The following is a 26,106-nucleotide window of genomic DNA, read 5'->3' on the forward strand; positions in this document are numbered from 1 at the left end:
CATGCCTCCCGGGTATTTTTTCGCAACAGGCTGACAGGATGCGCCTTGTGGCCTCCGCAAGGGGAATGCCCCTGGGATTTGTATGAACGCAACCTTTTTAGAAAAGCATCATCATATTGACAAAACAAACAACCATGAGATTTATTTTACATATCCTTGTCATTCTATTATTGTTTACTTGTCTGGCTTGTGAAAACGAAAATGAGCCAGCAATGCATCCGGAATCAAATATTACCGGATATTGGATAAATCCTGTTTATTACAATAACATAGTAACCTATGAAAGAAGCTATCAGTTAATGGATCATGAATATGGCCTCGCCATCAAATCAGACAACTCGTTAATTGAAAGAAAAAACGCTGGCTGGTGTGGCACTCCTCCTCTTTCCTACGCAGACTTTGAAGGCTCGTGGAGCACAAAGGATTCTACCATATATATTACAGTGGGCTATTGGGGAGGGACCACCGAATATGAGTGGAAAATCATGCGCATTAAAGAAAAGCTATTAAGTATTGAGGTCATAAATCAGGAACACAATATAGATCAGTGATAAAGCTGACCTATATTAAACCCTCTGCCCGAAGCTTAGATTTTAACCTGTTATGATTTTCATTGAAATTAGATTCAATCTCCCGGAACAATTTTTTGCATTCGGGTAAATGCTTTATGTTTTCCATAAGAGGATCATCTTCTAAAAACAATATTACCCAATATTGAATATCATCTACTTCCGAGAATTTCTTTAAATGCTCAATGGCTTTGGAAGCATTTCCATGATGAGAATAATAAGCAGTAAAACTTAAATTCTTATAAATTGATTTATCCTTTGTCGCATACTCAAAATACCTATCCGCCAAACTATCCGCTTTATCATATAATCCCAATTCATAAAATACCTTCGCCATTTTCATGTCCTCTCCCGGATAAATACTTAAATCATACTTTTGTTTTGCCTCAATGAACTTTTGATAATACTTAGCCGACTCATCATAGTTACGCATATGGTAACATATCTTTGCTGTTTCCTGTAAAACATCCAGACGAGTAACATCCTCTTCGTATAAAGCAAGCAGATCTTCCTTTGTCTGATGGAAATCTTTACTCTTAGCTAGTTTAATAAATACTCCAAGATATTTACTATAGATGTTATCCGGGTTATACTTCAATGACATTTTCGTAAATCTCTCGGCCTGAGGGACAAAACCATTTTGTATAAATGCATTACCAATATGCAGGTAAGCTATACTTGTTGAAACAGAATCTTGAGCAGAAAAATCCAATTCCATTCCTTTAAGCGCATACTTAAGGTATTTACCGGAATTTGGCAGATATGTAGCATATAAATCGGAAATGGTATTAATTATCAATAAAGAATTTGGATTATATTCAAGCGCCTTTTCCAAAAAAGGTACAGCCTTGGCGTAATTCGTAGTATACATATAATAATATGCCTTTGACATTAAACTTTGCGGCAGGTGCGCATCATACAGTAAAGCCTTATCTGCGTAGTAGTTTATTTCATCCGCATTCTCCCGCTCATTACTGAAAATATCCAGATAATACTTGGCTATAGCCACATTGGCATAAGCTCTTGAAAAAGCAGGGTCTAACCTGATAGCTTCATCAAAATACTTTATCGATTCATCCAGTCCTTCTTTGGTTCCTTTATGCATGTGGTCGAGTCCTTTTAAAAAAACATCATAGGCTTCAATATTTTCCGTTGGCACCTTTTCGATACGCCTTTTTTCATCGGGTGTAATCACCACTTCAATTTTTTCGGCTATATGCTTAGCAACCTCCATCTGCAGTTGGAAAATATCCTGAACTTCCCTTATATACTGCTCCGACCAAACTTGTTTATCTTTATCTGCCCTTACCAATTGCACGCTTAATAATATTTGATCCCCATTTTTCTGACCACTCCCCTCTACAAAATAACTCACCTTTAAATCCTTGGCGATCTCTGGAATACTTATATTAGTGTTTCTATACTTTTCAACGGAAGTGCGACTTACAACCTTAAGCCCTTTTATTTTTTGAAGGTTATTCAGGACTGATTCCATCATGCCATTAACGAAGTGGACATTTAACGAATCGGCGCTTTGGTTTTTAAATGGAAGTACCGCTATCGTTTTCTCTAAATCGGAATCTTCGTCACTTTTAGAAAACTGCATGTATATTATCCCAATAGTAATAACCACAAGAACAAACCCGGCCATTATGGTTCCTATCCCCTTCTTAGATGATGGTTCCACAGAGGTATTAAGTTTTTTCTCTTCTGATTTATTGCGAACCTCTCCTGGCGGATATCCATATTGCTCGCGAAAACACTTTATAAAATAAGAGGTGCTTCCAAATCCTACCCGGTACGAAACCTCCGAAACGGTTAAATCATCATCTTCCAATATTTCGTGCGCATGATGAAGACGGACTTGACTGATATACTTACTCACGGAAACCTTAGCGATTTTCTTTATTTTCCGTAACAGGTTAGATCTGCTCATACCAATTTTTGAAGCTAACTCTGCAACCCCAAACTGATCACTTGAAAGATTTTCAACTATAACTGTATTGAGTTGATCTAAAAACTCCTTGTCTTTACCTGACAATTCCGACATACGTAAACAATAACATTGTATTTTTAATAGGTTCAAAGGTCATGAATTATCCATAAAGAAGCAACCCCGTATTAAGTATTTTGATTGAGACGAAACTGGCATGACCTCCTGCCAGCCACTGGCCGAGAGTAAACAATTGGGCGCATAACCTGTCCGAACATAGATTCGGTAGTTAGAATCTGTACCGGTCATTTTGGTCTTGCTTATTTATATTATATGAAATGAGTAAAAAATCTCTTTTGCATCATAATTTACATACATGCTTCATAGTTTTTACCCGTGCCTCAAACTTGACATCCTTTTCCTCATCATTGATTAATAGCGCATCACAACATTCCCCACCTTTACATCAACAAATTATTTATAAAAAAATAAACTTCGTTATCATGAAAAACTTAACAACCATTACCATCCAATCATTAGGATTTATGTTATTTATTTCCACTATTTGTTTAACCGGATGCAAACAACAATCATCAAAAAACAAACCTGTTTTATCTTCAACCTCCTCAGGACCAAAAATAGAAATGGATATTCACGGTGCTGCCTTAATTGGGAATGTTGATATAATAAAAGAACATATAAAGGCAGGTACCGATATTAATACTATTGAACCTTCGGGCGGATCAACTCCGTTAATTTCGGCTGCTGTTTTTGGAAATACTGAAGTGGCTTTAGAACTTATTAAAGCAGGTGCGGATATTAACTTTCAAAACAACGATGGATCAACCGCTCTTCATTCCGCAGCTTTCTTTTGCAGGACAGAAATTGTTGAGGCGTTAATTGCGAATGGTGCAGATAAAACCATACGAAATAAAACAGGTGCTACTGCTGAAGAATCTGTATCCGGAAATTTTAAACAGGTTAAAGGCATTTACGATTTTTTTGGAAGTCAACTGGGGCCTTTGGGTCTAAAATTGGACTATGACCACATTAAAAAGGAACGACCTATTATCGCAAACTTACTTAAAAAATAAACAAGGATCATGGAAGATAGAAGATACGATATTGATTGGTTGCGCGTAATTGCCATTGGCTTATTATTGATATATCATATAGCCATTGTTTTTCAGCCCTGGGCAGTGTTTATTGGTTTTTTGCAAAGCAAAGAATCTCTTGAGTCCATTTGGATCCCTATGTCAATGCTTAATGTTTGGAGAATCCCCATTTTATTTTTCGTTTCCGGGATGGGTGTAGCATTTGCGATGCGAAAAAGAAGTTGGAAGCAGTTATTGCTGGAAAGAACGAAAAGGATTTTAATCCCGTTTGTAGCAGGTATATTACTCATTGTTCCATTGCATTGGTTTATTTTTCAAGATTATTACAGTCAACAAATAAATTATAATGCAACCACGGGACATCTTTGGTTTTTAGGTAACATTTTTATTTACGTACTAATTTTATCCCCTTTATTTTTCTGGATTAAAAAAATACAACTTAAAAACTCCTATACCTGGCTATCCCAAACTTTTAAATCACCACTAGGCTTATTGTTAATAACATTAACATTTATTGCTGAGACAATGCTATTTAAACCAACCATATTCGAAATGTATGCCACGACTTCTCATGGTTTTGCATTTGGTTTTATTGCATTCTTCTGGGGATTTTGCACTGTAATAAGCGGGCTACATTTTCTGGAAACGACAAAAAAATGGAGATGGGTATTACTCGCCTTGTCGTCGTCATTATTTGCCATACGACTCATATTATTTGAATTAAAAGCGCCAAATTATATCATGTCGCTTGAATCTGCTTTATGGATATTTACTGTTTTTGGATTTAGCGCAAGATACCTTAACAGACCAAATAAAAAACTTACATATTTAAGTGCTGGCGCTTACCCTATTTACATTTGGCATATGGTGTTTCTATATCTGGGATCGTACTTTATTTTACCCATCGACATTCCGGCATGGACTAAATTACTGTTGATTTCGGCTTTTACATTTGGGGGATGTTTTCTTTTTTACGAAATACTGGTTAGACGCAATAAAGTTTTGAGGCCTTTGTTTGGCATGAAATAAGAAAAAGAGTGTGACAAGAGCCGTTTTATTCAACAAAAACCTTCTGGTTATAATTGAAACTAGTTATTTACCTCTTTCCTCAAGTCTTTGACTTGGCACTTCCCTTGATCTCAACGTCAAGGGAAGTACCCATAAGACTCTTACAATCTGTAAATTATAGGCTTGAGGATTATAATATCTTGAGGCAACCATTATTTATCCTTACCGACCGACTAAGTATCATTTAGTCCACCGTATTGATTCGAATAGCCAGAGTTTTAAACGAGTAAGCATGCTGTTTGAGAAATCTCCGCCTTCATGCAAAAGCGTTAAATAAATCAGTAATCGAATCGCTAAGAAAGAATTTTTGCAATAAGCAAGTGTAATATTAAGCTTGCTTAGGTATTACCGAACGAAGCAAAAGTCAATAAAAGTAAAAGCTGTTTGAACCTAATGCACCTGCCTGGCCGGCAGGTTCTTTTCTTTAAGCAAAAAGCACTGACTTCTTGCTCTTTCATTTCAGTGGCGGTATAAATTGCAGTGCAATTTATGTTTCGTTTGCTGCTAAGATAATTGGAGTATAGCCGAAATCATGAACACCGTTGAGACATAAAAACTGAGGCGAACTAAAAATGAAAAGCCCGCCGGCTTGAGACAAAAGAGCTTTAGGTTTTTAGGAGCGTATTATTGTCGGACACTTGTGTTTACAAATAAATATTGCTTAGACCTTATACCTCCAGGCATCAATCTTGTACTTTTTAATACGCGTACCTAACATGCGCTCGGTAACCTTAAGCAAGTCAGAGGCCTTTGTTATATTACCTTTAGTTGTAGTTAAACCTTCAATAATCAGCTGTTTCTCCAGTCTTTCCAACACCCCCGTCATGCCTTCCTGTGAACCGGTAGCCGTAGAATCGGCAGTTTGCAAGGTTGGTGGAAGGTTATAACTGTGAATGACATTATCCCTTGCCAATATACACGCTCGCTCTATAACATTTTCCAGCTCTCTGACGTTTCCAGGCCACGAATAAATCATTAACATGTCAATAGCCGATGTGGTGATCCTTTTAACGCTTGCCCTGTTTTTCTTATTGAATTTTTGGATAAAGTGATCGACCAATAGAGGGATATCATTCCTTCGTTCGCGCAGAGAAGGCACATAAATGGGAAACACGTTGATTCTGTAAAAAAGGTCTTCTCTAAACTTACCTTCTTCAATGAGTTTTTCCAGGTTACAGTTGGTAGCGCAAACAATCCGTACGTCCACTTTTATGGTTTCCGATCCGCCCAAACGCTCGAACTCCCGCTCTTGGATTACACGTAAAAGCTTTACCTGGGTCGACAATGGCAGATCCCCAATCTCGTCTAAAAAGATGGTTCCACCATTGGCCATTTCAAACCTACCCTTGCGCAACTGATCAGCTCCCGTAAAGGCTCCCTTTTCATGCCCGAAGAGCTCACTTTCAATCAGTGAATCAGGTAGTGCGGAACAATTTACTTTAACCAGGCTTTTGCTCTTCCTGCTACTTGCCGTATGCAAAGCATCTGCAACCAACTCTTTACCAATACCACTTTCTCCTCTCACCAGAACCGTACTGTTTGTGCGGGCCACCATTTCAATTAACGAGAATACATCTCTCATTTTACTGCTATTTCCAATAATATTGGTCGTAAAATTATTGGCCTTTACCTCAGTTTCTAATTCCAGGTTCTTTTGCTTGAGTATTTCAACCTCTTCGGCCTTTTCCTGGCGGGCCTTTACCGTTTTGGCAATAAGTGAGCCCACTATGGAAAGCAAGTGAATATCCTCCTCATAAGTAATATGAGGATTAAAGGGCCGGACAACACTTAGCGCTCCAGTGGTTTTATTTTCTGCAACCACGGGAATACATATAAAGCTAAGCTCGCGTCCTTCCTTGTTTAGCTGAGATCGGGTTTTGTTTAAAAACAAGTTTGACTTTGAAATTTCCTGTATCACAATAGGCTGTCCCAACTCCACCACCTTTCCGATGACTCCTTCTCCCAACCTATACTTACCCAAAGATTGCTGTTTCTGGCTCATCCCATAAGCAGCCTCAATATAAATATTGGAATTATTACGATTAAAAATGGTCAGGAAACTCCGCTCAGCACCCAGGTGCTCTACCAACATCTTTAATATGGGCGACAGGTCATTTTTGAGCTCCTTACTTGAAATCAACCGTTGGCTAATTTCAAACAATAAGGTCATCTCCGCCAGTCCATAACATTCTTCTCCTCCTTTTTTACAATGTGCATGCATAATAAATCCCCTAGTAACAATTTTCAACAAATTCGGATCCAAATATAATACTTAAAGAGGATACCCTTATATTTTACACTACAATCACATCTTATTTATAACATTTCTAACTAACACCCCCAATATTTTTATTTCGATATACATTATTTTGCATCTATTCACACATTGGGCATAAAAAAGTAAAGCACGACACCTGTTGGTGATATTCTTTCTTACTACTTTTAGAAAACTTGAAGTTCATCCAATATAAATAATCATTTAAGCGTCAAATTCCTTCATATTCTATTTGAACAATTTGTGAAAATAATTAAAAGATGACTTTTTTCATAAAAAACAGCTATCGCATATTTGAATTTCAAATATTTATCAATAATTTGACAATCAGAAAATCTACAGTTTACAATTTTTGTTTAACCCTTTAAATCTGTATTTATGATTGACTTTAATGACATTGAGATAAATAAATTTCAACTCAATGCCCTTTTAAACCATCATGAAAAAAGAGGTTTTAAGTATCTCTTAGAAAACGAAGTTCAATGTGATTCATGCAACGGCTTGTGTAAACATGGTGTTACAAACTATTCATTGTATCTTGATCGTTTTAACGATATAAAAGTCACAGGGGAATGTGCTGAATGTGAAAACCAGGTAAGTATTACAATGGCATTTGGCGAAAATGAATCGTTTTTTAGAAAAGCTATGCAATTCAGACACACCCATGCCATATTAGTGGAACGCTAAAAATGTTATAAAGATATATTTTCTCCCGTTGAAGCCGATAACTTTATTTAGTTTTCGGCTTTTTCATTGCCGTTCAACAATCCCTCTTGCAAACCCTTAAAATATTAGAGTTCCTTAACTATGGTCAGAGGATTATTTATGCAAAAAAGTTATAACATTGCGGTATGCAAAAATTAACTATCAAAATAATTACCCTTTTATTACTCGTCTTCATGAGCTGTGCCCATAATAAAGAAATCCAATCTCTTAACAATGGGGACATTCTATTTAGGGGAAATCAACAACGCGGTTTATCACAAGCAATAAATAAAGTTACCCAAACTACTCGGGAAACAAACTACACACATATGGGAATATGTAAATTAGCCAACGATTCTGTTTATATTATCCATGCAAGTTCTAAAAACGGGGTTTGTATGGAACCGCTCATGGATTTTTGTCGTCCAAACAATGACACCTTATATATTACAGATGTATATAGACTAAAAACTGAATTAAACGTTAACATCAACTCAGCACTTACCAATGCCATAAATTTAATAGGTCAACCCTACGACGATACTTACATTATGGAAAGACCAGGCTACTACTGCTCTGAGTTTATCTATTACATTTTTAAATCCGACTCGGTGTTTACCTTAAACCCTATGACTTTCATAGACCCAGCCACCGGGAATTTTCATACTGATTGGGTTGAACATTATCAAAAACTGGGAGTTAATATTCCGGAAGGAATGCCTGGGTGCAACCCCAACGGGATGGCCGCGGAAGGCAAACTCGATTTTATAACCAGAATACAATAACAGCACTTTTTATTGATGGAATATCGCAGATTCGGGAAAACAGAAAAGCACCTTAGTGCAATAACTTTAGGCGGGATGAGATTTAAACAGGGTTGGGACAAACCTAAAGATGAAATTCCGGCTGCTACGCAAAAGCATTGCAATCAAATTGTTGATTTAGCGATTAAAAATGGTATCAACCATTTTGAAACTGCATATGGCTATGGTAAAAGCGAAATGGCTTTGGGTATAACCTTAAATGACGAGCTAAAGGTTGACCGATCGTCTTATTACTTAATGACCAAAGGAAATCCCCAGAATGCCAGCGATGCCCGTAAACGGATTGAAGAACAGCTTAAAACATTAAAAACCGATTTTTTCGATTTTTATGGATGGCATGGAATGAATACACCCGAACTCGTTAACTCCACATGCAAAACAGGTGGGCCAATTGAGGAATTGTTAAAAATGAAGGAGGAAGGTATCATCAAACATGTTGGGTTTAGCACACATGGTCATCTGGAAACGATAGAAGAAGCCATCCATACTAACTTGTTTGAATTTGTAAATCTTCATTATTATTACTTCTACCAACGAAATTTGGCCGCTATTCAACTGGCCGAAAAGAAAGACATGGGAATATTTATTATTTCCCCAAACGATAAGGGGGGACAATTATATAAAGCCCCGGACAAAATAAAAAATGCCATCCCCCATGCTACTCCTATTCAGTGGAATGCACGATTCTGCTTAAATACTCCCAATGTACATACGCTTTCCTTTGGAATGACGGAGGCAGCACATTTTGAGGAGATGAGAGGGATTTTTCAGAACAAGCCGGACATTACTGCAGAATTTGACAAGCAGTCTAAAATCAAGTTAGACAACATGCTACATGATGATCCTTACGCCTATTTTGATGGCTATGATATTGAGAATAAGGATTCGGACATTGATCTTCCCTGGCTATTACATTGGCGCAAGCTATGGAAATGTTACGATTTACTCGACTATGCCAAATACCGCTATAAAGAACTAAAAACACCCAACCATTGGGTTCCCGGCGTTTTTGCCACATCCGAAAACCTGGACAGATTCGATTTTTCTAAGATACCAAATCATATTCCTCTTAGAGAAATGCTAAACGAATTGCATGTTGCATTGTATCGCGCTCCTAATCCATCCCAAAAGTTCGATGCCAAAAATATTAGCTTGGTAAAAAATGGCTAAAACTTACTAGAACTAACCCAAAAACTCCTTCATAAATGATGGAATGTTAGGATGCACTAATATTAATAACCATATCCCAATCCTGATCGCCCCACGACCAAACAGTTTTTTTTAGCTTGTACCGGCTAGAAACCAACAGTTTAAAAGACTAACCCTTAATTTCAGGTCAAGATTTCTCCATTCATCAACAAACTTTGTATAAAATCACCCACATTTATTACATTTTCCTACCCTTTTGTAATTAGGTAATACTCTTCCTATTTACAAGGCGCTAACATACTGCATGTTACATATTTTATTACACTTAAAGTATAAAAAAGCCCTTTTCCTACATTTATGTAGAACATTATCCCTGTGCCAAAACCACATGCCAAAAAATACACAACTCCTTACGTACTGACAAACTGCATATTACAGCACACCCCATGACAACACCCAAGTACTTAATTTTGTTTTTGGCACATAGTGTGAAATATAGAAAACCAAACAATCAAAAAGTATAAACAAACAAACAATTAGTATAAACCTATTTAAAAATTTTTAGAGATGAGAAAAATTGCGATTTACGGAAAAGGTGGAATTGGTAAAAGTACAACAACTCAAAACACAGTTGCCGGTTTAGTAGAATTAGGTAAAAACATTTTAGTAGTAGGTTGTGACCCTAAAGCAGATTCAACTCGTTTATTATTGGGTGGTCTTGCTCAGAAAACTGTTTTGGATACCTTACGTGAGGAAGGTGAAGATGTAGAATTAGATGACGTTGTAAAGCCTGGATACGGTGGAGTTCGTTGCGTTGAGTCAGGTGGTCCAGAGCCAGGTGTAGGATGTGCCGGCCGTGGTATCATTACTTCTATCAACCTACTTGAGCAATTAGGTGCTTGGGACGAGAAATACAAAACTGACTATACTTTTTACGATGTACTTGGTGATGTTGTATGTGGTGGATTTGCTATGCCTATCCGTGATGGTAAAGCCGAAGAAATTTACATTGTAGTATCAGGTGAGATGATGGCGATGTATGCTGCTAACAACATTTGTAAAGGTATCAAAAAATACGCACAGGCTGGTACTGTTCGTCTAGGCGGTTTGATTTGTAACTCTCGTAAGGTTGACAACGAAAAAGAGATGATTGAAGAGCTAGCTAGGCAATTAGGTTCTCAAATGATTCACTTTGTACCTCGTGACAACATGGTTCAGCATGCCGAAATTAACAGAAAAACGGTAATTGAACATGCTCCAGAACACGCTCAAGCTGACGAATACAGAGCGCTATCAAAAGCAATAGATGCCAACGAAATGTTCGTAATTCCTACGCCTCTTGAAATTGAAGAGCTGGAGAAATTATTAATGGACTTCGGTATCATGAACTAATTGTGCCTTTGGGTAAAATGTCAATAATTGTGTGACGCTGTTTTTGAAAACAGTCACTTACTTACTGTAAACTTCTTGATTTTCAAAAACAGCACATTTTATTCTTGACGCTTTCTCAAGACACGATAAACACTATCTAACAAATTAATCTATAAATCAGATTATTAGAAAAAAAGGATAGACATAACAAAACAGTCTCTTATCCCTAATCTAAAAATCTAGTATCTAAATTAAAAGGAGACCCAGAAAATGTTAATGATCAAAGCAATTATACGTCCGGAAAAATCAAGTATTGTATTAAAAGCGCTTTTCGAAGCAGGTTATATCGCAGTTACCAAATCGCCCGTAGTTGGTAGAGGAAAGCAGCGAGGAATTAAAATCGGTGATATTACATACGATGAGTTGCCAAAAGAGCAGTTAATCATGGTCGTCAAAGATGAAGATAAAGACTTTGCAGTAAACACTATTATGGATGCTGCTCGTTCCGGAGAAAAAGGGGCATTTGGTGATGGTAAAATTTTCATCACTCCCGTAGAGGAAGCGTATACTATCTCAAGAGGAGTAAAAGAACTTTAATTTACTAACATCAAAAAGTCTGAGACATGAAAAAAGTAATGGCAATAATCAACATCGATAAGATGAACGCAACCAAAAAAGCGCTCCTTGATGCCAATATTACCTCGATGACCGCGTCGGGTAAAGTATTCGGAAGAGGGAAAGGACTTTGGGAAGCAAAAGTACTTGAAGGTGTACAAAATAATCAACCCGAGGCTTTGGAGCACCTAGGTAAAGAACCCCGTCTGCGCCCACAAAGAGTATTGGAAATAGTTATGAACGACTCTTTTGTTCAACCAGCTGTGGATGCGATTATTGAGGCCAATCAAGGTGAACCTCACGGATGTGGAAAAATATTTGTAATGCCTGTAATGGATGTTATCCAGGTAAGGACAGGGCTTGCAGGTAGCAAAGCGGTAGATTAAGCTTAGTTTTTATAACATCTTAAAAACAAAACAAATGGTTAAAAAGAAAGATTATTCAGCAGGATTACCAGATCCTACCCCATTGATAGAAGATATTATCAGCAAATACCCTAGTAAGATAGCAAAAAAACGTGCTAAAGGTATGGTGGTTAACGATCCTGAAGCAGAACAAGAAGTTCAGGCTAACGTTCGTACCATTCCAGGTATTATTACACAAAGGGGATGTACTTATGCAGGTTGTAAAGGGGTGGTGTTAGGGCCAACCAGAGATATCATCAACCTGGTTCACGGACCTATCGGCTGTAGTTTTTACGCTTGGTTAACACGTCGTAACCAAACCAAACCGGAAACAGAAACAGCAGAGAACTACATGATGTATTCGTTCTCGACCGATATGCAAGATGAAAACATCGTATTTGGCGGAGAGATAAAGCTTAAAGAAGCGATTCGTGAAGCATATAAATTATTTAACCCCAAAGCTATTGGCGTTTTCTCAACTTGCCCGGTTGGTTTGATTGGTGATGATGTACATGCTGTATCACGAGACATGAAAGAAGAATTGGGAATTAACATCTTCGGTTTCTCTTGTGAAGGTTACCGCGGTGTATCTCAGTCTGCCGGTCACCACATTGCCAATAACGGTATCTTTAAACACGTTGTAGGTACCAACGACCGCGAACGTGAGGGCAAATTCCAAATTAACTTACTTGGAGAATACAACATTGGTGGTGATGCTTTTGAATTGGAAAGATTATTTGAAGAAGCAGGAATCACTTTGGTTTCTACCTACTCGGGTAACTCTACCGTAGAGAGCTTTGCTTACTCGCATACCGTTGACTTAAACGTGGTAATGTGTCACCGTTCTATCAACTACATTGCTGAGATGATGGAAGAGAAATACGGTATTCCGTGGATCAAGGGTAACTTTATAGGTGGTGGATCTACTGCCAAAACACTTAGAAAGATTGCCGAATTCTTTGACGATGCAGAATTAACGAAAAAAGTTGAAGAGATTGTAGCTCGCGAAGAAGGAAAAGTAGAAGCTGTTAAAGCCGCTATCAAACCTAAAGTAGAAGGTAAATTAGCCATGATGTTCGTAGGCGGATCTCGTGCTCACCACTACCAGGATCTTTTTGAGGAGCTAGGTATGTTAACTGTTTCTGCAGGATATGAGTTTGCTCACCGTGATGATTACGAAGGACGTCATGTCATTCCAAACATCAAAATTGATGCGGATACCCGTAACATCGAAGAAATTAAGGTGGAAAAAACGGAGAACCCTGAATTATGGCGTGATGACCTTGTAGCTAAAAAAGCTGAACTAGAGAAAAAAGGTTATGAATTCAGTCATTATGAAGGTATGATGCCGCAAATGAAAAAGAATTCTTTGGTGATTGATGATGTTTCGCACCACGAAACAGAAAAATTAATCGAATTCTACAAGCCAGACTTATTCTGTGCAGGTATCAAAGAAAAATATGTGGTACAAAAATCCGGTGTGCCTTTAAAACAGCTACATAGTTATGATTACGGTGGTCCATATGCAGGTTTCGAAGGAGCGATTAACTTCTACAAAGAAATGGAGCGTATGTTAGTTACCAATGTGTGGAAACTGGTTGATACACCTTGGAAAGCAGAGCCGGAGATTGTAGGTAGCATGACTATTAACGCATAAACTTTAGGAGGACTTAATTATGTTATTACGACATACAACAGAAAAAGAAATAGACAGAAAAGCACTTACCATTAACCCGGCTAAAACCTGTCAGCCAGTAGGTGCAATGTATGCGGCTTTAGGTGTTCACGGATGTTTACCGCACAGCCACGGATCGCAAGGGTGTTGTTCATATCACAGATCGGCATTAACCCGTCACTACAAAGAGCCTGTTATGGCTGCCACTTCTTCGTTTACCGAAGGTTCTTCGGTATTTGGTGGACAAGCCAACTTATTGCAAGCTATCGGAACTATCTTTTCGGTTTACGATCCTGAAATCATCGCCGTTCACTCAACTTGTTTGTCAGAAACCATTGGTGATGACCTGAAGCAAATTGTAGCTAAAGCAAATGCCGACGGAAAAGTTCCTGAAGGAAAACATGTGATCGAAGCTGCAACGCCAAGTTACGTAGGTTCACACGTTACAGGATACCACAATATGCTTGAGTCTATTGTTAAGTATTTTGCCATCAAAACCGAAGAAGCCAAACGTCAAATCAACTTATTGGCTGGTTGGGTAGAGCCTTCAGATATGCGTGAGCTAAAAAGAATCACAAAGATGATGGGCATTAAAACCGTTTTGGTTCCGGATACTTCTGATGTATTGGATGCTCCCATGACTGGTAAATTCGAAATGTATCCCAAAGGTGGAACTACCATTCCTGAGTTAGTGAGCATGGGCGACAGCATGAAAACCGTTGCCCTAGGTGAGTGGGCCACTAAAGGAGCTGCCGTTGCACTTGACAACTCGTGCAAAGTACCTTTTGACATGCTTAACCTACCGATTGGCGTTAAAGCTACCGACCGTTTTATCATGTCATTATCTAAAGCCGGTGCGGTATCCGTGCCTGAGGAATTAGATATGGAAAGAGGTCGCCTGGTAGATATGATTACCGACATGCACCAGTATTTCTACGGAAAACGAGTGGCTTTATTCGGAGATCCTGACCAGTTAATCCCCATGTGTGAGTTCTTGTTAGACCTTGATATGGTTCCTGCTTACGTTGTTTCTGGTACTCCTGGAAAAGCTTTTGAAAAACGTATGAAAGCAGTGTTTGGCGATAAAATCGACCAGGTAAAATTCAAGAACGGTGCCAATGCGGATATGTTCCAGTTACACCAGTGGATTAAGCAAGAAGGTGTTGATTTATTAATTGGCAACACTTACGGAAAGTATATCGCTCTTGACGAGAAGATTCCTTTCTTAAGAATGGGATTCCCAATCGTTGACCGCGTTGGACACTCATACTTCCCAACCTTAGGTTATATGGGCGGTATCCGTATCCTGGAAAAAATGCTTGACCTATTGATGCAGTATCAGGATGAGAATTGTCCTGAAGAAAAAGTGGAACTAGTAATGTAAGTCCCGGTGGGACAAGCGATAAATTAGACAAGAGAGATTAAGATTAGAGACAATAGAAAAACAACAATTTTATTAGTCTCTAATCTAAAAGTCTCAATATCTATAAAAAACTTTGTGTTTGCCAGAGGTTAAGACTGGTGAGGCAATTATTCTTCGGAACGCCGGAGGTGATAAATAATAGGTGGTATAAATATTTAAATTGCCTCGCCAGCCTTTGACTTTTTTCTAGATTAGAGACCTTGAGATAAGAGATTAATAGAAACATTCTACGTATTTCAAGATATCTAATAATTCTAACTAAACTTTATGATAAAAGATTTGAACAGATCAATTTTTGTTTCTTATCTCTTATCTAATAATCTAAAAGTCTAGTCAATTCAATCTTTCTATTTAAACATTCATTGTTATGTCAAAATATATAAAAGATAGAACACCCCAGATTGTTACCATTGGCGAAGACCAACATGATTTAGCCTGCGAAAAGAAATCAGTAGCAGGATCTGTAAGTCAAAGAGCTTGTGTTTTTTGTGGTTCAAGGGTAGTGCTATACCCTATTGCCGATGCACTTCACCTCGTTCATGGCCCTATAGGATGTGCCGCCTATACATGGGACATTAGAGGAGCAATGTCGTCGGGCCCACAGTTACACCGCTTAAGTTTTTCAACCGACTTACGCGAGAAAGATGTGGTTTTTGGAGGAGAAAAAAAATTATATAGCGCCCTGACCGAGCTTATCGAGTCGTACAAACCCAAAGCTGTTTTTATCTACAGCACATGTATCGTAGGCGTTATTGGTGATGATGTGGAAGCTGTTGCCCGACAGCTAACCAAAGAAACAGGCGTAGATGTTCTGCCTGTAATGAGCGAAGGTTTTAAAGGCTCAAAAAAAGATGGCTACAAAGCGGCGTGTGATGCTTTAATGAACTTGGTGGGAACCAACGACGATTACGTTCCTCCCAAATACAGCATTAACATTTTAGGTGACTTTAACCTGGCCGGAGAGCTTTGGATTTTAGCCGAATATTACAAAAAAATTGGTGTGGAGATTATTGCGTGCCTTACCGGCGATGGTCGTGTTGAACAGGTTCGCAAATGTCACAAAGCATCGCTGAATGTGGTACAGTGCTCTGGTAGTATGATGCACGTGGCCAAAGAAATGGAAAAAAAGTACGATATCCCTTTTAAAAAGGTATCCTACTTTGGTATCGAAGATATGTCGGAAGCACTTTACGAAGTGGCGCAACATTTTAACGACCCGGAATTAATGGCCAGAGCCAGAGGCTTGGTTTCCGAAGAGTTAGCAGAACTTATTCCTGCGCTTCAACCTTACCGCGAAAAACTGGAAGGTAAAAAAGCTGCCATATATGTAGGGGGAGCTTTTAAAGCCATTAGCTTGGTAAAGGCGTTGCGCTTATTAGGAATGCAAACCGTGGTGGTAGGTTCTCAAACTGGCAATAAAGACGATTACAAATTATTGCAGAAAATCTGTGACAAAGGGACTGTCATCGTTGATGATTCCAACCCAAACGAGTTATCTGATTTTGTAAAGCAAACAGGAGCCGACCTTTTCATCGGAGGTGTTAAGGAACGTCCGATAGCCTACAAACTGGGACTCGGGTTTTGTGATCACAACCATGAACGCAAAGAAGCATTGGCCGGATACATCGGCATGCTCAACTTCGCTAAAGAAGTGTATGCTTCAGTTTGTAGTCCGGTATGGAAATTTATTGAGAGATAAGAGACTGTTTGACAATTTACATGATTCAACAAGTCTATTATCTCACATCAAACCATCTAAAAGTCTAGAAATGGCCGACAAGATACCAGTATTAAAAGAAAGAAAAAACTTCGTTGCCACACGGAATGCGTGCAAAGTGTGTTCGCCGTTGGGAGGAAGTATTGCATATAAAGGAATTAAAGGGTGTGTTCCCGTAATTCACGGAGGACAAGGATGTGCCACTTATATCCGCCGATATTTAATCAGTCATTATAAGGAGCCGGTGGATATAGCTTCATCAAACTTTAGTGAAGAAAGCACCATTTTTGGAGGTGAAGCCAACCTAAGTGCTGCCATCCAAAATGTGATTGCACAATACAAACCCGAAGTGGTTGGTGTTTGTACCACTTGCTTGAGCGAAACCATTGGCGACGACATTGGTCAGGCATTACGAAATTACAAAGCAGCCAATACCGATGACCCAAGCATACCTGAGTTTGTGTATTCATCAACGCCTAGTTACCAGGGCTCGCACATGGATGGCTTTCACGAAACAGTAGCTGCCATCACCAAAACCTTCGCCAGCAAGGTGGAGATGAACAATAAGGTGAATATATTCCCTGGTTTTATTTCTACCGAAGATTTGAGAATGTTGAAGGATATTCTGGAAGATTTTGGAATTGATTATATCATGGTGCCGGATTATTCCGAAACTTTGGACAACCCGGTGTGGGATACCTACCACAGAATTCCCGACGGAGGAACACCTGTTGAAGATTTAAAAATGATGGGTGGAGCCAAAGCCAGTATTGAATTTGGTCCTGTTTTAAACAAGGGAAATCTGGTAGGGAGAGTCAACAATAACAACCTGTCACATACGGGAGCTGAATATCTTGAAAAAGAGTTTGGAGTAAAAAAGTTTACCCTAAACGTTCCGGTGGGCATCACGCAAAGTGACGAACTATTTCAGTTGCTCAGCGATATCAGCGGAAACCAAATTCCTAAACGACACACTATGGAACGAGGACGCTTGATTGATGCCTACGCCGATGGACACAAATACGTGTTCGGAAAAAAAGCAGTGGTTTATGGCGAAGAGGATTTAGTAATTGCCATGACCGGTTTTTTGGATGAAATTGGCGTTGAGGTAATACTGGCAGCATCAGGCGGAAACAGTGGAGTACTAAAAGAGGAAATTGAAAAATGCGCACCCACACATGGCAAAACCATTGAGGTAATGGGTGATTTGGATTACGAAAAAATCAACGAGCTGTGCATCGATATGAAACCCGATTTAATCGTCGGTAACAGCAAAGGGTATTACATCGCCCGAGAGTTAGAGATTCCGATTATTAGGGTTGGTTTCCCCATCCACGACAGAATGGGAGGTTCAAGACTAAAACACATAGGCTACAAAGGGGCTCAAGAGCTCTTCGATAAAATCGGGAATGCCATGATGGAATATAAACAAGAACACTCCGAAGTAGGATATAAATACATTTAGGTAATAGATATTTTGATCAGAGATAAGAGCCACATTCTTCCTCTTAGAAACATCTATTAATAATAATCATAACAACTTATTGAGGCAAAAGATAAAAGTCTATTATCTATCGTCTCTTATCTAAAAATCTAAGATATGATTGACTTAAAAAAACACCCCTGTTTCAATAAAGAAGCTAAAGGACAATATGCCAGAGTGCATTTACCGGTAGCTCCCAAGTGTAATATTAGCTGTAACTATTGCAACCGTAAGTTCGATTGCGTTAACGAGAGCCGCCCGGGAGTTACTTCAAACATACTATCTCCGGAGCAATCTATCGTTTACCTTAAGTCGCTACGCGAAAAGATGTCTCAACTATCGGTAGTGGGGATTGCCGGGCCGGGCGATCCGTTCGCCAACCCTGACGAAACCATGGAAACATTACGTCAGGTACGATCCAATTTCCCTGATATGATCCTTTGCGTATCATCCAATGGACTAAATATTGCACCGTATATTGATGAATTGGCAGCATTGGAGGTGAGTCATGTTACTATTACTATCAATTCTTTGGATGCGAAAATACTTGAAAAAGTTTACCGTTGGGTTCGTTACGAAAAGAAAGGATATTTTGGATTGGCCGGTGCCGAGCTACTATTGGAAAAACAACTGGAAGCCATTGACAAACTAAAAGCTGCAGGCATTACCGTTAAAGCCAATGCAATTGTCATCCCGGGAATCAATGATACACACCTTGGCGAACTGGCAGAAGGGTTATCTAAACTGGGCGTTGATTTAATGAATACCATTCCATTGATTCCGGTTGAAGATACGCCATTCTCGGAGCTAACCGAACCATCAAGTTCTTATATGAAAGAAATAAGAAAAGAGATTGGAGAGCACCTTCCCCCTATGACGCACTGCAGCCGATGCCGGGCCGATGCAGCCGGGTTACTTGGTAAAGACAGTACCGAAGCCATGGAGTTACTGACCGAAGCAGCCAAAGTAAGAATTGACAAAGGAGATGCTGATTCTCGTCCTTATGTGGCCGTTGCCAGTAATGAAGGCATCTTGGTGAATCAACATTTAGGCGAAGCGGAAAGACTATATGTATTTAAAGAAACACCTAACGGCTATAAACTAGTGAACCAACGCGTTACTCCCCCAAGAGGAGATGGTGACAAGCGCTGGGAAGAACTAGGTGAAATATTGAGTGACTGCAGAGCCATATTGGTTGGGGGAGTTGGTCCAAAACCTTCAAAAATATTGGGTAAATCAGGATTAAAAGTTGTGGAAATGTCGGGCTTGATTGACCAGGGAATGGACTCTGTTTACAAAGGAACCGAACTAAGAACCATCACCAAAGCCGAAAGCTTTAAGTGTGGATCTGGATGTTCCGGTACTGGAACCGGATGCGGGTGATACCAGTGGGCAGTTCTCAGTATGCAGTAACCAGTTGCAATAACCTTGAGGCATGGGCTAGAGCAAGAGAACGAAGAGCGGTAAACACTGAACGATTTTTTCAGGAAATAATTATCGCATAATCAATAAACTAACAATCTGCAAACGAAAGCCAGCAGTAACACAGAATATAGTAATTAAATGATTAGTCAATGCTCAATAGTGATAAACCGTATAAACTAGTGATCAGTGACTATTGACCAAGACATTAATATAAATTAACCTATAATTATCAAATCATGAAAAAGCCTGAATATCACATTTTGGTATGTAACTCATATCGAGTTGCAGGAGATGCTAAAGGTTTCTGTAACAAAACCGGCGCTGGTGACTTTATTCCATACATTATGGAGGAATGTAACGACAGGGGTATTGATGCCGCTGTTACAAGCACAGCATGTTTAAACGTATGTAGCCAGGGACCTATTATGGTAATCCATCCCAATAACCTTTGGTATGGAGAAATCACCGAGGATAAAATTGACGAGATTTTAGATGCCCTGGAAGAAGGCGAAGCCGTAGAAGAGTATTTAATCTCGGATTAAACTAGAGAGGCGGTGACTATATGCAAGATGCCATTAGTCACCGCTTCTCTAAAATCTTATAAGCATGAAACAATATCTGATTGACACAACTTTACGCGACGGAGAGCAAGCTGCTGGCGTTATTTTTTCTTTAAAGGAAAAAATTCGTATTGCCCAGATGTTGGAAGAACTGGGAATTCACGAAGCAGAAATTGGAACACCCGCCATTTCGATTCAGGAGGAAAAGGATATCAAAACATTGGTAAATCAGGGTTTTAATTTCGATATGCTTTGTTGGGCCCGTGCCACGGTTTCGGATATCATGGCAGCCAAACGCACCGGGGTAAAAAGAATCAGTATTTCATTTCCTGTAAGCGATATTCAGTTGGCGGCTATAGGTAAAGATTACAATTGGGTTTTAACCCAGATGGAAACCATGATTGGTCTTGCCTCAAATCATTTTGAGTTTGTGGGTATTGGTGCTCAGGATGCGTCCAGAGCCAACCCTAATTTTCTGAGAAGCTACATTTCTAAAGCTTCATGTTTAGGCGTAAAAAGAGTTCGTTTTGCGGATACCGTAGGTATTATGAACCCATTTTCGGTACACGAAATGATAGCTACCTATCGAAACCTATTCCCCATGATGGACCTGGAGTTTCATGCCCATAACGATTTAGGAATGGCCACTGCTAATAGCATTGCTGCACTGCAGGCCGGATGCAACAGTATCGATGTCACTATCAACGGTTTGGGTGAGCGGGCAGGAAATGCACCTTTGGAAGAAGTGGCAGCGGCAGCAAAATTCTCCCTAAATCAAAACCTTGGCATAGACCTTAAAAACATTAACAATATTTGTAGCTACATAGAAGAAGTTTCCCAGCGCAAGGTTAGCCAAACCAAACCAGTAACCGGGGAATTAATTACCAGCCATGAATCGGGCATCCATTGCCGTTCCATACTCAATAACCCCATGACGTACCATGCCTTTGACCCTGGCGAAGTAGGTAAAAAATCACAGTTTGTTATTGGAAAGCACTCTGGTGTGGCTTCAGTGCTCGATGCATTAGCTGGAATGGGCATACACCTTTCAGCCGAAGAAGGCAAAAAGATTCTTCCCAAAGTAAAAAAATTAGCATCCAGCAAAAAACAAAGTATCGATAAGAATGAATTAAAAGAACTGATCCTAAAACAATAATTACTACAAACAACCATGCAAAATCCAAGAGACACCTATAATACCGGCATCGAATATTTTCATAATGCAGTTAGCTTTTCAAAATCCAATAAGTTCGGAGAACTCATCACCTATAATATTATTAGCATGTCAGCAGAATATCTGATGAGTGCAATGCTTTATAAAAATGGTATTGACCCCTATGGAAGCGGAGATGACAACATTATTTCAACATTGGAAAGTAATAAATTAATATCTGCGGAAGTAAAAGAAAAAGCCATTTTATTAAAAACACAATGCTCCTGCAAAAAAAGTTCAGACAGCATATCCCCAAACATGGAGGAACTTATTTTCGCCTTAAGGGAAATAAAGCAGTGTGCTGATAGAGAATTTAAACCTACACTTGTTTAAATTAGTTTAAAAAATTATTTGGCTAACCTTAACTTTTGGCACAAAGATTTAGGTTACGCAACGGATGATTGGTTATACCATCATTCTTTAACCGAAAAAGCCTGTTTGTTTTGTTTAATGAATCGCAGGGGTGGCGAGTCATTGAATAAAGTGGCAGGCTTTTTCTTTTTTTTTAAAAGAAAACGGATCTATAAAACTTTCAATTAACAATAAGTTACGCTTAAAGATACAATGTTCCTTAATCATTGTTGATCATAGCATCATATGAAAGTGTGAGTTGTTTTTTATCTACAAGAGTAATTTATCAACGAAGTAATTCAGCATTTTTTCTATCTCCTCATTTTCGTTTTCTACTATTGAAACATCAGTTAATCTAGGTAAATGTTGCGCAAAAAATATATGGTTATTTGTTAATTCAAATAGATTAGTAGCTAAGGTATAAGGGTATTCGAAGTTTGGATTCACCTCGGAAATGACCTTTGACACTATAAGTGCTAAATCTTTATAGCTCTTGAAAAAACCTTTCGAATTCTCATTGTCTACTTCTTTGGTATGGTAAGCTTTTATCCCTTCGGATATAACAATTTTTTGCAATATGCTTTCATTTACATATTCTACGCCTGGGTTATCTCTGGTGGCTGACACGAAAGAATGAATAATAATTTGAAGCCTTCTTTTTGGATCATTAATATTTACGGTATTGATTTTTATGAGGTAATTTACCCACTCCCAATACCAGTTAACTAGATATAAAAGCAACATATGCTTATTTACAAAGTATCTATACAGAGATGCTTCAGTTGAATTAATATGGGCAGCTAACTTCTTAAAAGTAAATGATTCTATCCCGAATTCATCTATTAATAAAATACTATTTTTAATTAGGCTCCTTCCTAGTTCTGACTCCTGAGGATCTCTCAAGTAAAGCCCTTTGTTTAAAGATATTTTTATTTCTACGCTCATTAATTCGCCATTTAAAAATGTAATTTACAAAGATAATTTAGTTCTGGTATTTTCATGTGATAGTATTACTATCATTTGTAATAGTTTTATTATATTGCAGCCGTATTACTAAAATAATTAAATTATGAGACAAAAACTATTTGCAAATTTAAAGAGTGACATACCGGCAAGTGTTGTTGTGTTTTTTGTGGCTCTACCTTTGTGTTTAGGGATAGCCCTAGCCTCTGGAGCTCCATTGTTTGCAGGATTAATTGCAGGTATTGTAGGTGGAATTATTGTAGGAGGACTAAGTGGATCAAAAATCGGGGTAAGTGGTCCTGCGGCCGGGTTGGCGGCCATTGTATTAACTGCTATCGGTACATTAGGGAGTTATGAAAACTTTTTGGTAGCGGTTGTATTAGGTGGAGCTATACAAATTGTATTAGGCTTTTTAAAGGCAGGAGTAATTGGGTATTACTTCCCGTCATCCGTAATTAAAGGTATGTTAACTGGAATTGGAATAATAATAATTCTTAAGCAAATACCGCATTTTTTTGGTTATGATGCGAATCCTGATGGAAACTTTGCATTCTTTCATACGGAAGGTGAAAATACATTCTCCGCTCTTATTAATACTATAAAGTACATTCAGCCTGGTTCTGCTTTAATAGGGGTTGTAGGTCTTGCTATTCTTTTGTTTTGGGACATTATTTTATCTAAAAAAGGAAAAGTTTTTCAAATTATACAAGGTCCTTTAGTAGCGGTTGGTGTTGGTATCGTTTTTTATGTTGTTACAAAATCTAATGAGGTTTTAGCTATTGCCCCATCGCACTTGGTTAGCGTACCTATACCTGAGGATGTATCTTCTTTTTTAGGACAATTTAGCTTTCCTAATTTTAACGTAATTACAAATCCGGAAGTGTGGATAATTGCTTTTACCATTGCCTTGGTTGCTAGTTTAGAAACTCTTCTGTGTGTGGAAGCAACCGACAAACTCGATCCGCATAAAAATATAACACCAACTAATAGAGAATTATTTGCTCAAGGTACTGGAAATATTATTTCCGGTTTCATTGGAGGTTTACCAATTACGCAAGTTATTGTAAGGAGTTCCGCAAATATACAATCTGGAGGTAAAAGTAAATTGTCCCCTATTATCCACGGATTTTTATTGTTGATTTCAGTTATTATTATGCCAAGGCTGTTAAATATGATTCCGCTGTCCGTACTGGCAGCTATATTGCTGGTGGTAGGTTATAAATTGGCTAAGCCTGAAATATTCAAACAAATTTATATCTCTGGCTGGAAGCAGTTTTTGCCCTTTATGACAACTGTTTTGGGTATTGTTTTCATCGACTTGCTATATGGTATAGCGTTAGGTATGGCCAATGGAATAATGGTTATCCTTTATAAAAGTTATCAAAACTCACATTTTTTGCATAAGGAGGGAGAAGATGTGGACGATGGCAGAATGAAGATGACTTTGGCTGAGGAAGTAACTTTCTTTAATAAAGGAGCTATCCTAAAAGAGTTGAATAACATTCCTGAAAACTCTTTATTAGAACTTGATGTTAGAAAAACAAGGTATTTGGATAATGATATCATAGAGATATTGGAAGATTTTGCCATTAAAGCTGAAGAAAGGAATATCACTATTAAATTAATTTCAGAACGAGGGGTTATTGAAAATCCGTCTAGTTATATTGATTTTTTTAGGCTCAGACCCAAAGCTATTTAATATGAATAATGTAGATATTTAAAAGTAAAGATATGAAAGCACATACAAAAGAAACTCAAGCAACCATGACTCCGCAAAAGTCATTGGATTTTTTAAAAGAAGGAAATGTTAGGTTTCAGAATAATTTAAAAGCAAATCGAAACCTTTTGGAGCAAGTTAATGACACCAGTGACGGGCAGTTTCCTTTTGCAACTATTTTAAGTTGTATAGACTCCAGGGTTTCGGCTGAGTTGGTTTTTGACCAAGGTTTAGGTGATATTTTTAGTATTCGTATAGCCGGTAATTTTGTAAATCAAGATATTTTAGGGAGTATGGAATTTGCCTGTAAATTGGCAGGAACTAAGCTTATTGTTGTACTAGGGCATACCGCATGTGGCGCAGTTAAAGGCGCCTGTGATGATGCAAAACTGGGTAATCTCACAGCGATGCTATCCAATATAAAGCCTGCAGTGAATGCAGTTATTGAACCTCAGGATTTAAGCTTGCGGAATTCGTCAAACCCTACATTTGTAGACAATGTTGCTGCTAAAAATGTACACCTCACAATCGATAGAATTCTTAAAGAAAGTGAAGTGTTGGCTGGAATGGAAAAAAATGGCGAGATAAAAATTATTGGAGCTATGTATGATGTCAATTCTGGCAAAGTAACTTTTAATGAATAATAAATATTCCTATGAGGTTAGAGATAATGTAATTAGCCATTACAAACGACATAAAACGGTGTGCCCACAGAGATGCGGTGCGAGCCTAAGAAAGCGGGCTTCTATTTTCTGAGCACGGCGTTGGCCGGAACCAACGAGAAAATGCTCGGCTCATTTTTAATATACCGGAGAGGTGGAAAGTACTTCTCAGGATTTAACAACAGATCCCGATTCATGTCCGGTATACCACAAAACCGGCAACGTCTCGATGGCACATTTGCACCTTGGGATCTTGCATACTGGTTAGTCTTCGCGATCTGGCTCCAATTGAAGCAAAAAGGGTATTGCTTCGACTGGAACCTGATTCGAAGGATCACGAACATACAAAATTGTGTGGCCTCCAATCTGTAACATTCACGATCAGGTTTTGCCAGCCCGCAAGTTCACCGAACCCTCAATTTAAAAAAAGCATATATGACTTGATGGGGGACCAACATGTACCATTTTACAGAAAAAAATCCGTAGTCCTAGCAGCGTAAATTTTAAAAAACGATTCGACATAATTACAGAAAATTACGGACCTACCCCTGCAAAACGGGTTAACTTCTATCTGGTTAACAGCACCAATGACATAGCGCAAGAAATATGTAAAAAACGAAAAAGGAAATATATATATACCCTATGCCATACAAAAACTAGTTTTATCCCGGATTATGCATTAGAACTTCGTCGCGAACATTTAAAGTGCAATAAAACAAGGCTTTACTGAAACGAGGTACAACTTGTCCCGATTACTTTCCATAGCCGTTAACTTTAGCCATTAAAAATTAAATTAATTATTTCTGGATGCATTTGTTTTTTCAATCTCTTTTCAATTGTGAAAGAGTCTGCAATTTCACAAAAAGTGTCTGAGAACCAGCACGAAAAC

The 26,106-nt window shown here is 38.5% G+C and carries 22 protein-coding genes; 19 read left to right on the forward strand and 3 right to left on the reverse strand.

All coding sequences use genetic code 11. The features are described 5' to 3' along the window. Nucleotides 1-134: 134 nt before the first annotated feature. The gene (locus tag ACRD64_RS23720) at nucleotides 135-551 is read left to right on the forward strand and encodes a hypothetical protein (protein ID WP_430936828.1); all 417 of its coding nucleotides are present in this window, start codon (nucleotides 135-137) and stop codon (nucleotides 549-551) included. Between the two features lie 10 nt (nucleotides 552-561). On the opposite strand, the gene ACRD64_RS23725 is transcribed toward ACRD64_RS23720, so the two are convergent. After that, nucleotides 562-2,619 carry a helix-turn-helix domain-containing protein gene (locus tag ACRD64_RS23725; protein ID WP_430936830.1) on the reverse strand — a complete coding sequence of 686 codons (2,058 nt, stop codon included), beginning with the start codon at nucleotides 2,617-2,619 and terminating at the stop codon, nucleotides 562-564. 221 nt (nucleotides 2,620-2,840) lie between these two features. Here ACRD64_RS23725 and ACRD64_RS23730 point away from each other — a divergent pair, with 221 nt between their 5' ends. Beyond that, the gene (locus ACRD64_RS23730) at nucleotides 2,841-3,596 is read left to right on the forward strand and encodes an ankyrin repeat domain-containing protein (RefSeq protein ID WP_430936832.1); all 756 of its coding nucleotides are present in this window, start codon (nucleotides 2,841-2,843) and stop codon (nucleotides 3,594-3,596) included. A 9-nt stretch (nucleotides 3,597-3,605) separates the two neighbouring features. After that, complete coding sequence (locus ACRD64_RS23735; RefSeq protein ID WP_430936834.1) at nucleotides 3,606-4,646, forward strand: acyltransferase family protein; 1,041 nt, start codon at nucleotides 3,606-3,608, stop codon at nucleotides 4,644-4,646. A gap of 700 nt (nucleotides 4,647-5,346) precedes the next feature. On the opposite strand, the gene ACRD64_RS23740 is transcribed toward ACRD64_RS23735, so the two are convergent. Next, nucleotides 5,347-6,906: a sigma-54 interaction domain-containing protein gene (locus ACRD64_RS23740; protein WP_430936836.1), complete on the reverse strand. Its 1,560-nt coding sequence runs from the start codon at nucleotides 6,904-6,906 to the stop codon at nucleotides 5,347-5,349. Nucleotides 6,907-7,338: 432 nt separating this feature from the next. Between ACRD64_RS23740 and ACRD64_RS23745 the strand changes: the two genes are divergently transcribed. The 14 genes from ACRD64_RS23745 to ACRD64_RS23810 all read left to right on the forward strand — a co-directional run bounded on the left by ACRD64_RS23745 (nucleotide 7,339) and on the right by ACRD64_RS23810 (nucleotide 21,857). After that, a complete protein-coding gene (locus ACRD64_RS23745) occupies nucleotides 7,339-7,647 on the forward strand; it encodes a hypothetical protein (protein ID WP_430936838.1) in 309 nt (102 codons plus the stop codon). A gap of 212 nt (nucleotides 7,648-7,859) precedes the next feature. After that, on the forward strand, nucleotides 7,860-8,450 hold the full coding sequence (locus tag ACRD64_RS23750) for a YiiX/YebB-like N1pC/P60 family cysteine hydrolase (RefSeq protein WP_430936871.1): 591 nt from the start codon (nucleotides 7,860-7,862) through the stop codon (nucleotides 8,448-8,450). A gap of 15 nt (nucleotides 8,451-8,465) precedes the next feature. Then, complete coding sequence (locus ACRD64_RS23755) at nucleotides 8,466-9,659, forward strand: aldo/keto reductase (protein WP_430936840.1); 1,194 nt, start codon at nucleotides 8,466-8,468, stop codon at nucleotides 9,657-9,659. 546 nt (nucleotides 9,660-10,205) lie between these two features. Then, nucleotides 10,206-11,030, forward strand: coding sequence for a nitrogenase iron protein (nifH, locus tag ACRD64_RS23760; protein WP_430936842.1), 825 nt, complete (start codon nucleotides 10,206-10,208; stop codon nucleotides 11,028-11,030). A 255-nt stretch (nucleotides 11,031-11,285) separates the two neighbouring features. Continuing rightward, nucleotides 11,286-11,606, forward strand: a complete 321-nt coding sequence (locus ACRD64_RS23765; protein WP_430936844.1) for a P-II family nitrogen regulator — start codon at nucleotides 11,286-11,288, stop codon at nucleotides 11,604-11,606. 26 nt (nucleotides 11,607-11,632) lie between these two features. Further along, nucleotides 11,633-12,010: a P-II family nitrogen regulator gene (locus ACRD64_RS23770; protein ID WP_430936846.1), complete on the forward strand. Its 378-nt coding sequence runs from the start codon at nucleotides 11,633-11,635 to the stop codon at nucleotides 12,008-12,010. Nucleotides 12,011-12,044: 34 nt separating this feature from the next. Beyond that, nucleotides 12,045-13,685: a nitrogenase molybdenum-iron protein alpha chain gene (gene nifD / locus ACRD64_RS23775; RefSeq protein ID WP_430936848.1), complete on the forward strand. Its 1,641-nt coding sequence runs from the start codon at nucleotides 12,045-12,047 to the stop codon at nucleotides 13,683-13,685. Nucleotides 13,686-13,704: 19 nt separating this feature from the next. Further along, nucleotides 13,705-15,087: a nitrogenase molybdenum-iron protein subunit beta gene (nifK, locus tag ACRD64_RS23780; protein WP_430936850.1), complete on the forward strand. Its 1,383-nt coding sequence runs from the start codon at nucleotides 13,705-13,707 to the stop codon at nucleotides 15,085-15,087. A gap of 406 nt (nucleotides 15,088-15,493) precedes the next feature. After that, nucleotides 15,494-16,825, forward strand: a complete 1,332-nt coding sequence (gene nifE, locus ACRD64_RS23785) for a nitrogenase iron-molybdenum cofactor biosynthesis protein NifE (protein WP_430936852.1) — start codon at nucleotides 15,494-15,496, stop codon at nucleotides 16,823-16,825. Nucleotides 16,826-16,895: 70 nt separating this feature from the next. Then, nucleotides 16,896-18,308, forward strand: coding sequence for a nitrogenase component 1 (locus ACRD64_RS23790; protein WP_430936854.1), 1,413 nt, complete (start codon nucleotides 16,896-16,898; stop codon nucleotides 18,306-18,308). Between the two features lie 135 nt (nucleotides 18,309-18,443). Beyond that, nucleotides 18,444-19,709: a radical SAM protein gene (locus ACRD64_RS23795; protein ID WP_430936856.1), complete on the forward strand. Its 1,266-nt coding sequence runs from the start codon at nucleotides 18,444-18,446 to the stop codon at nucleotides 19,707-19,709. Between the two features lie 278 nt (nucleotides 19,710-19,987). Next, nucleotides 19,988-20,293: a (2Fe-2S) ferredoxin domain-containing protein gene (locus ACRD64_RS23800; protein WP_430936858.1), complete on the forward strand. Its 306-nt coding sequence runs from the start codon at nucleotides 19,988-19,990 to the stop codon at nucleotides 20,291-20,293. Between the two features lie 64 nt (nucleotides 20,294-20,357). Then, on the forward strand, nucleotides 20,358-21,467 hold the full coding sequence (locus ACRD64_RS23805) for a homocitrate synthase/isopropylmalate synthase family protein (protein ID WP_430936861.1): 1,110 nt from the start codon (nucleotides 20,358-20,360) through the stop codon (nucleotides 21,465-21,467). Nucleotides 21,468-21,593: 126 nt separating this feature from the next. Next, a complete protein-coding gene (locus tag ACRD64_RS23810) occupies nucleotides 21,594-21,857 on the forward strand; it encodes a hypothetical protein (RefSeq protein WP_430936863.1) in 264 nt (87 codons plus the stop codon). Between the two features lie 288 nt (nucleotides 21,858-22,145). Here ACRD64_RS23810 and ACRD64_RS23815 read toward each other — a convergent pair whose 3' ends face one another. Next, the gene (locus ACRD64_RS23815) at nucleotides 22,146-22,820 is read right to left on the reverse strand and encodes a TetR/AcrR family transcriptional regulator (RefSeq protein ID WP_430936865.1); all 675 of its coding nucleotides are present in this window, start codon (nucleotides 22,818-22,820) and stop codon (nucleotides 22,146-22,148) included. A gap of 124 nt (nucleotides 22,821-22,944) precedes the next feature. Here ACRD64_RS23815 and ACRD64_RS23820 point away from each other — a divergent pair, with 124 nt between their 5' ends. Then, nucleotides 22,945-24,537 (forward strand): SulP family inorganic anion transporter, encoded by a 1,593-nt coding sequence (locus ACRD64_RS23820; protein ID WP_430936867.1) that lies wholly within the window; start codon nucleotides 22,945-22,947, stop codon nucleotides 24,535-24,537. A 32-nt stretch (nucleotides 24,538-24,569) separates the two neighbouring features. Then, a complete protein-coding gene (locus ACRD64_RS23825) occupies nucleotides 24,570-25,199 on the forward strand; it encodes a carbonic anhydrase family protein (RefSeq protein WP_430936869.1) in 630 nt (209 codons plus the stop codon). Nucleotides 25,200-26,106: the final 907 nt, after the last annotated feature.

The sequence above is a fragment of the Saccharicrinis sp. 156 genome (assembly GCF_050589685.1).
In the GTDB taxonomy this organism is placed as follows: Bacteria; Bacteroidota; Bacteroidia; order Bacteroidales; family Marinilabiliaceae; genus Saccharicrinis.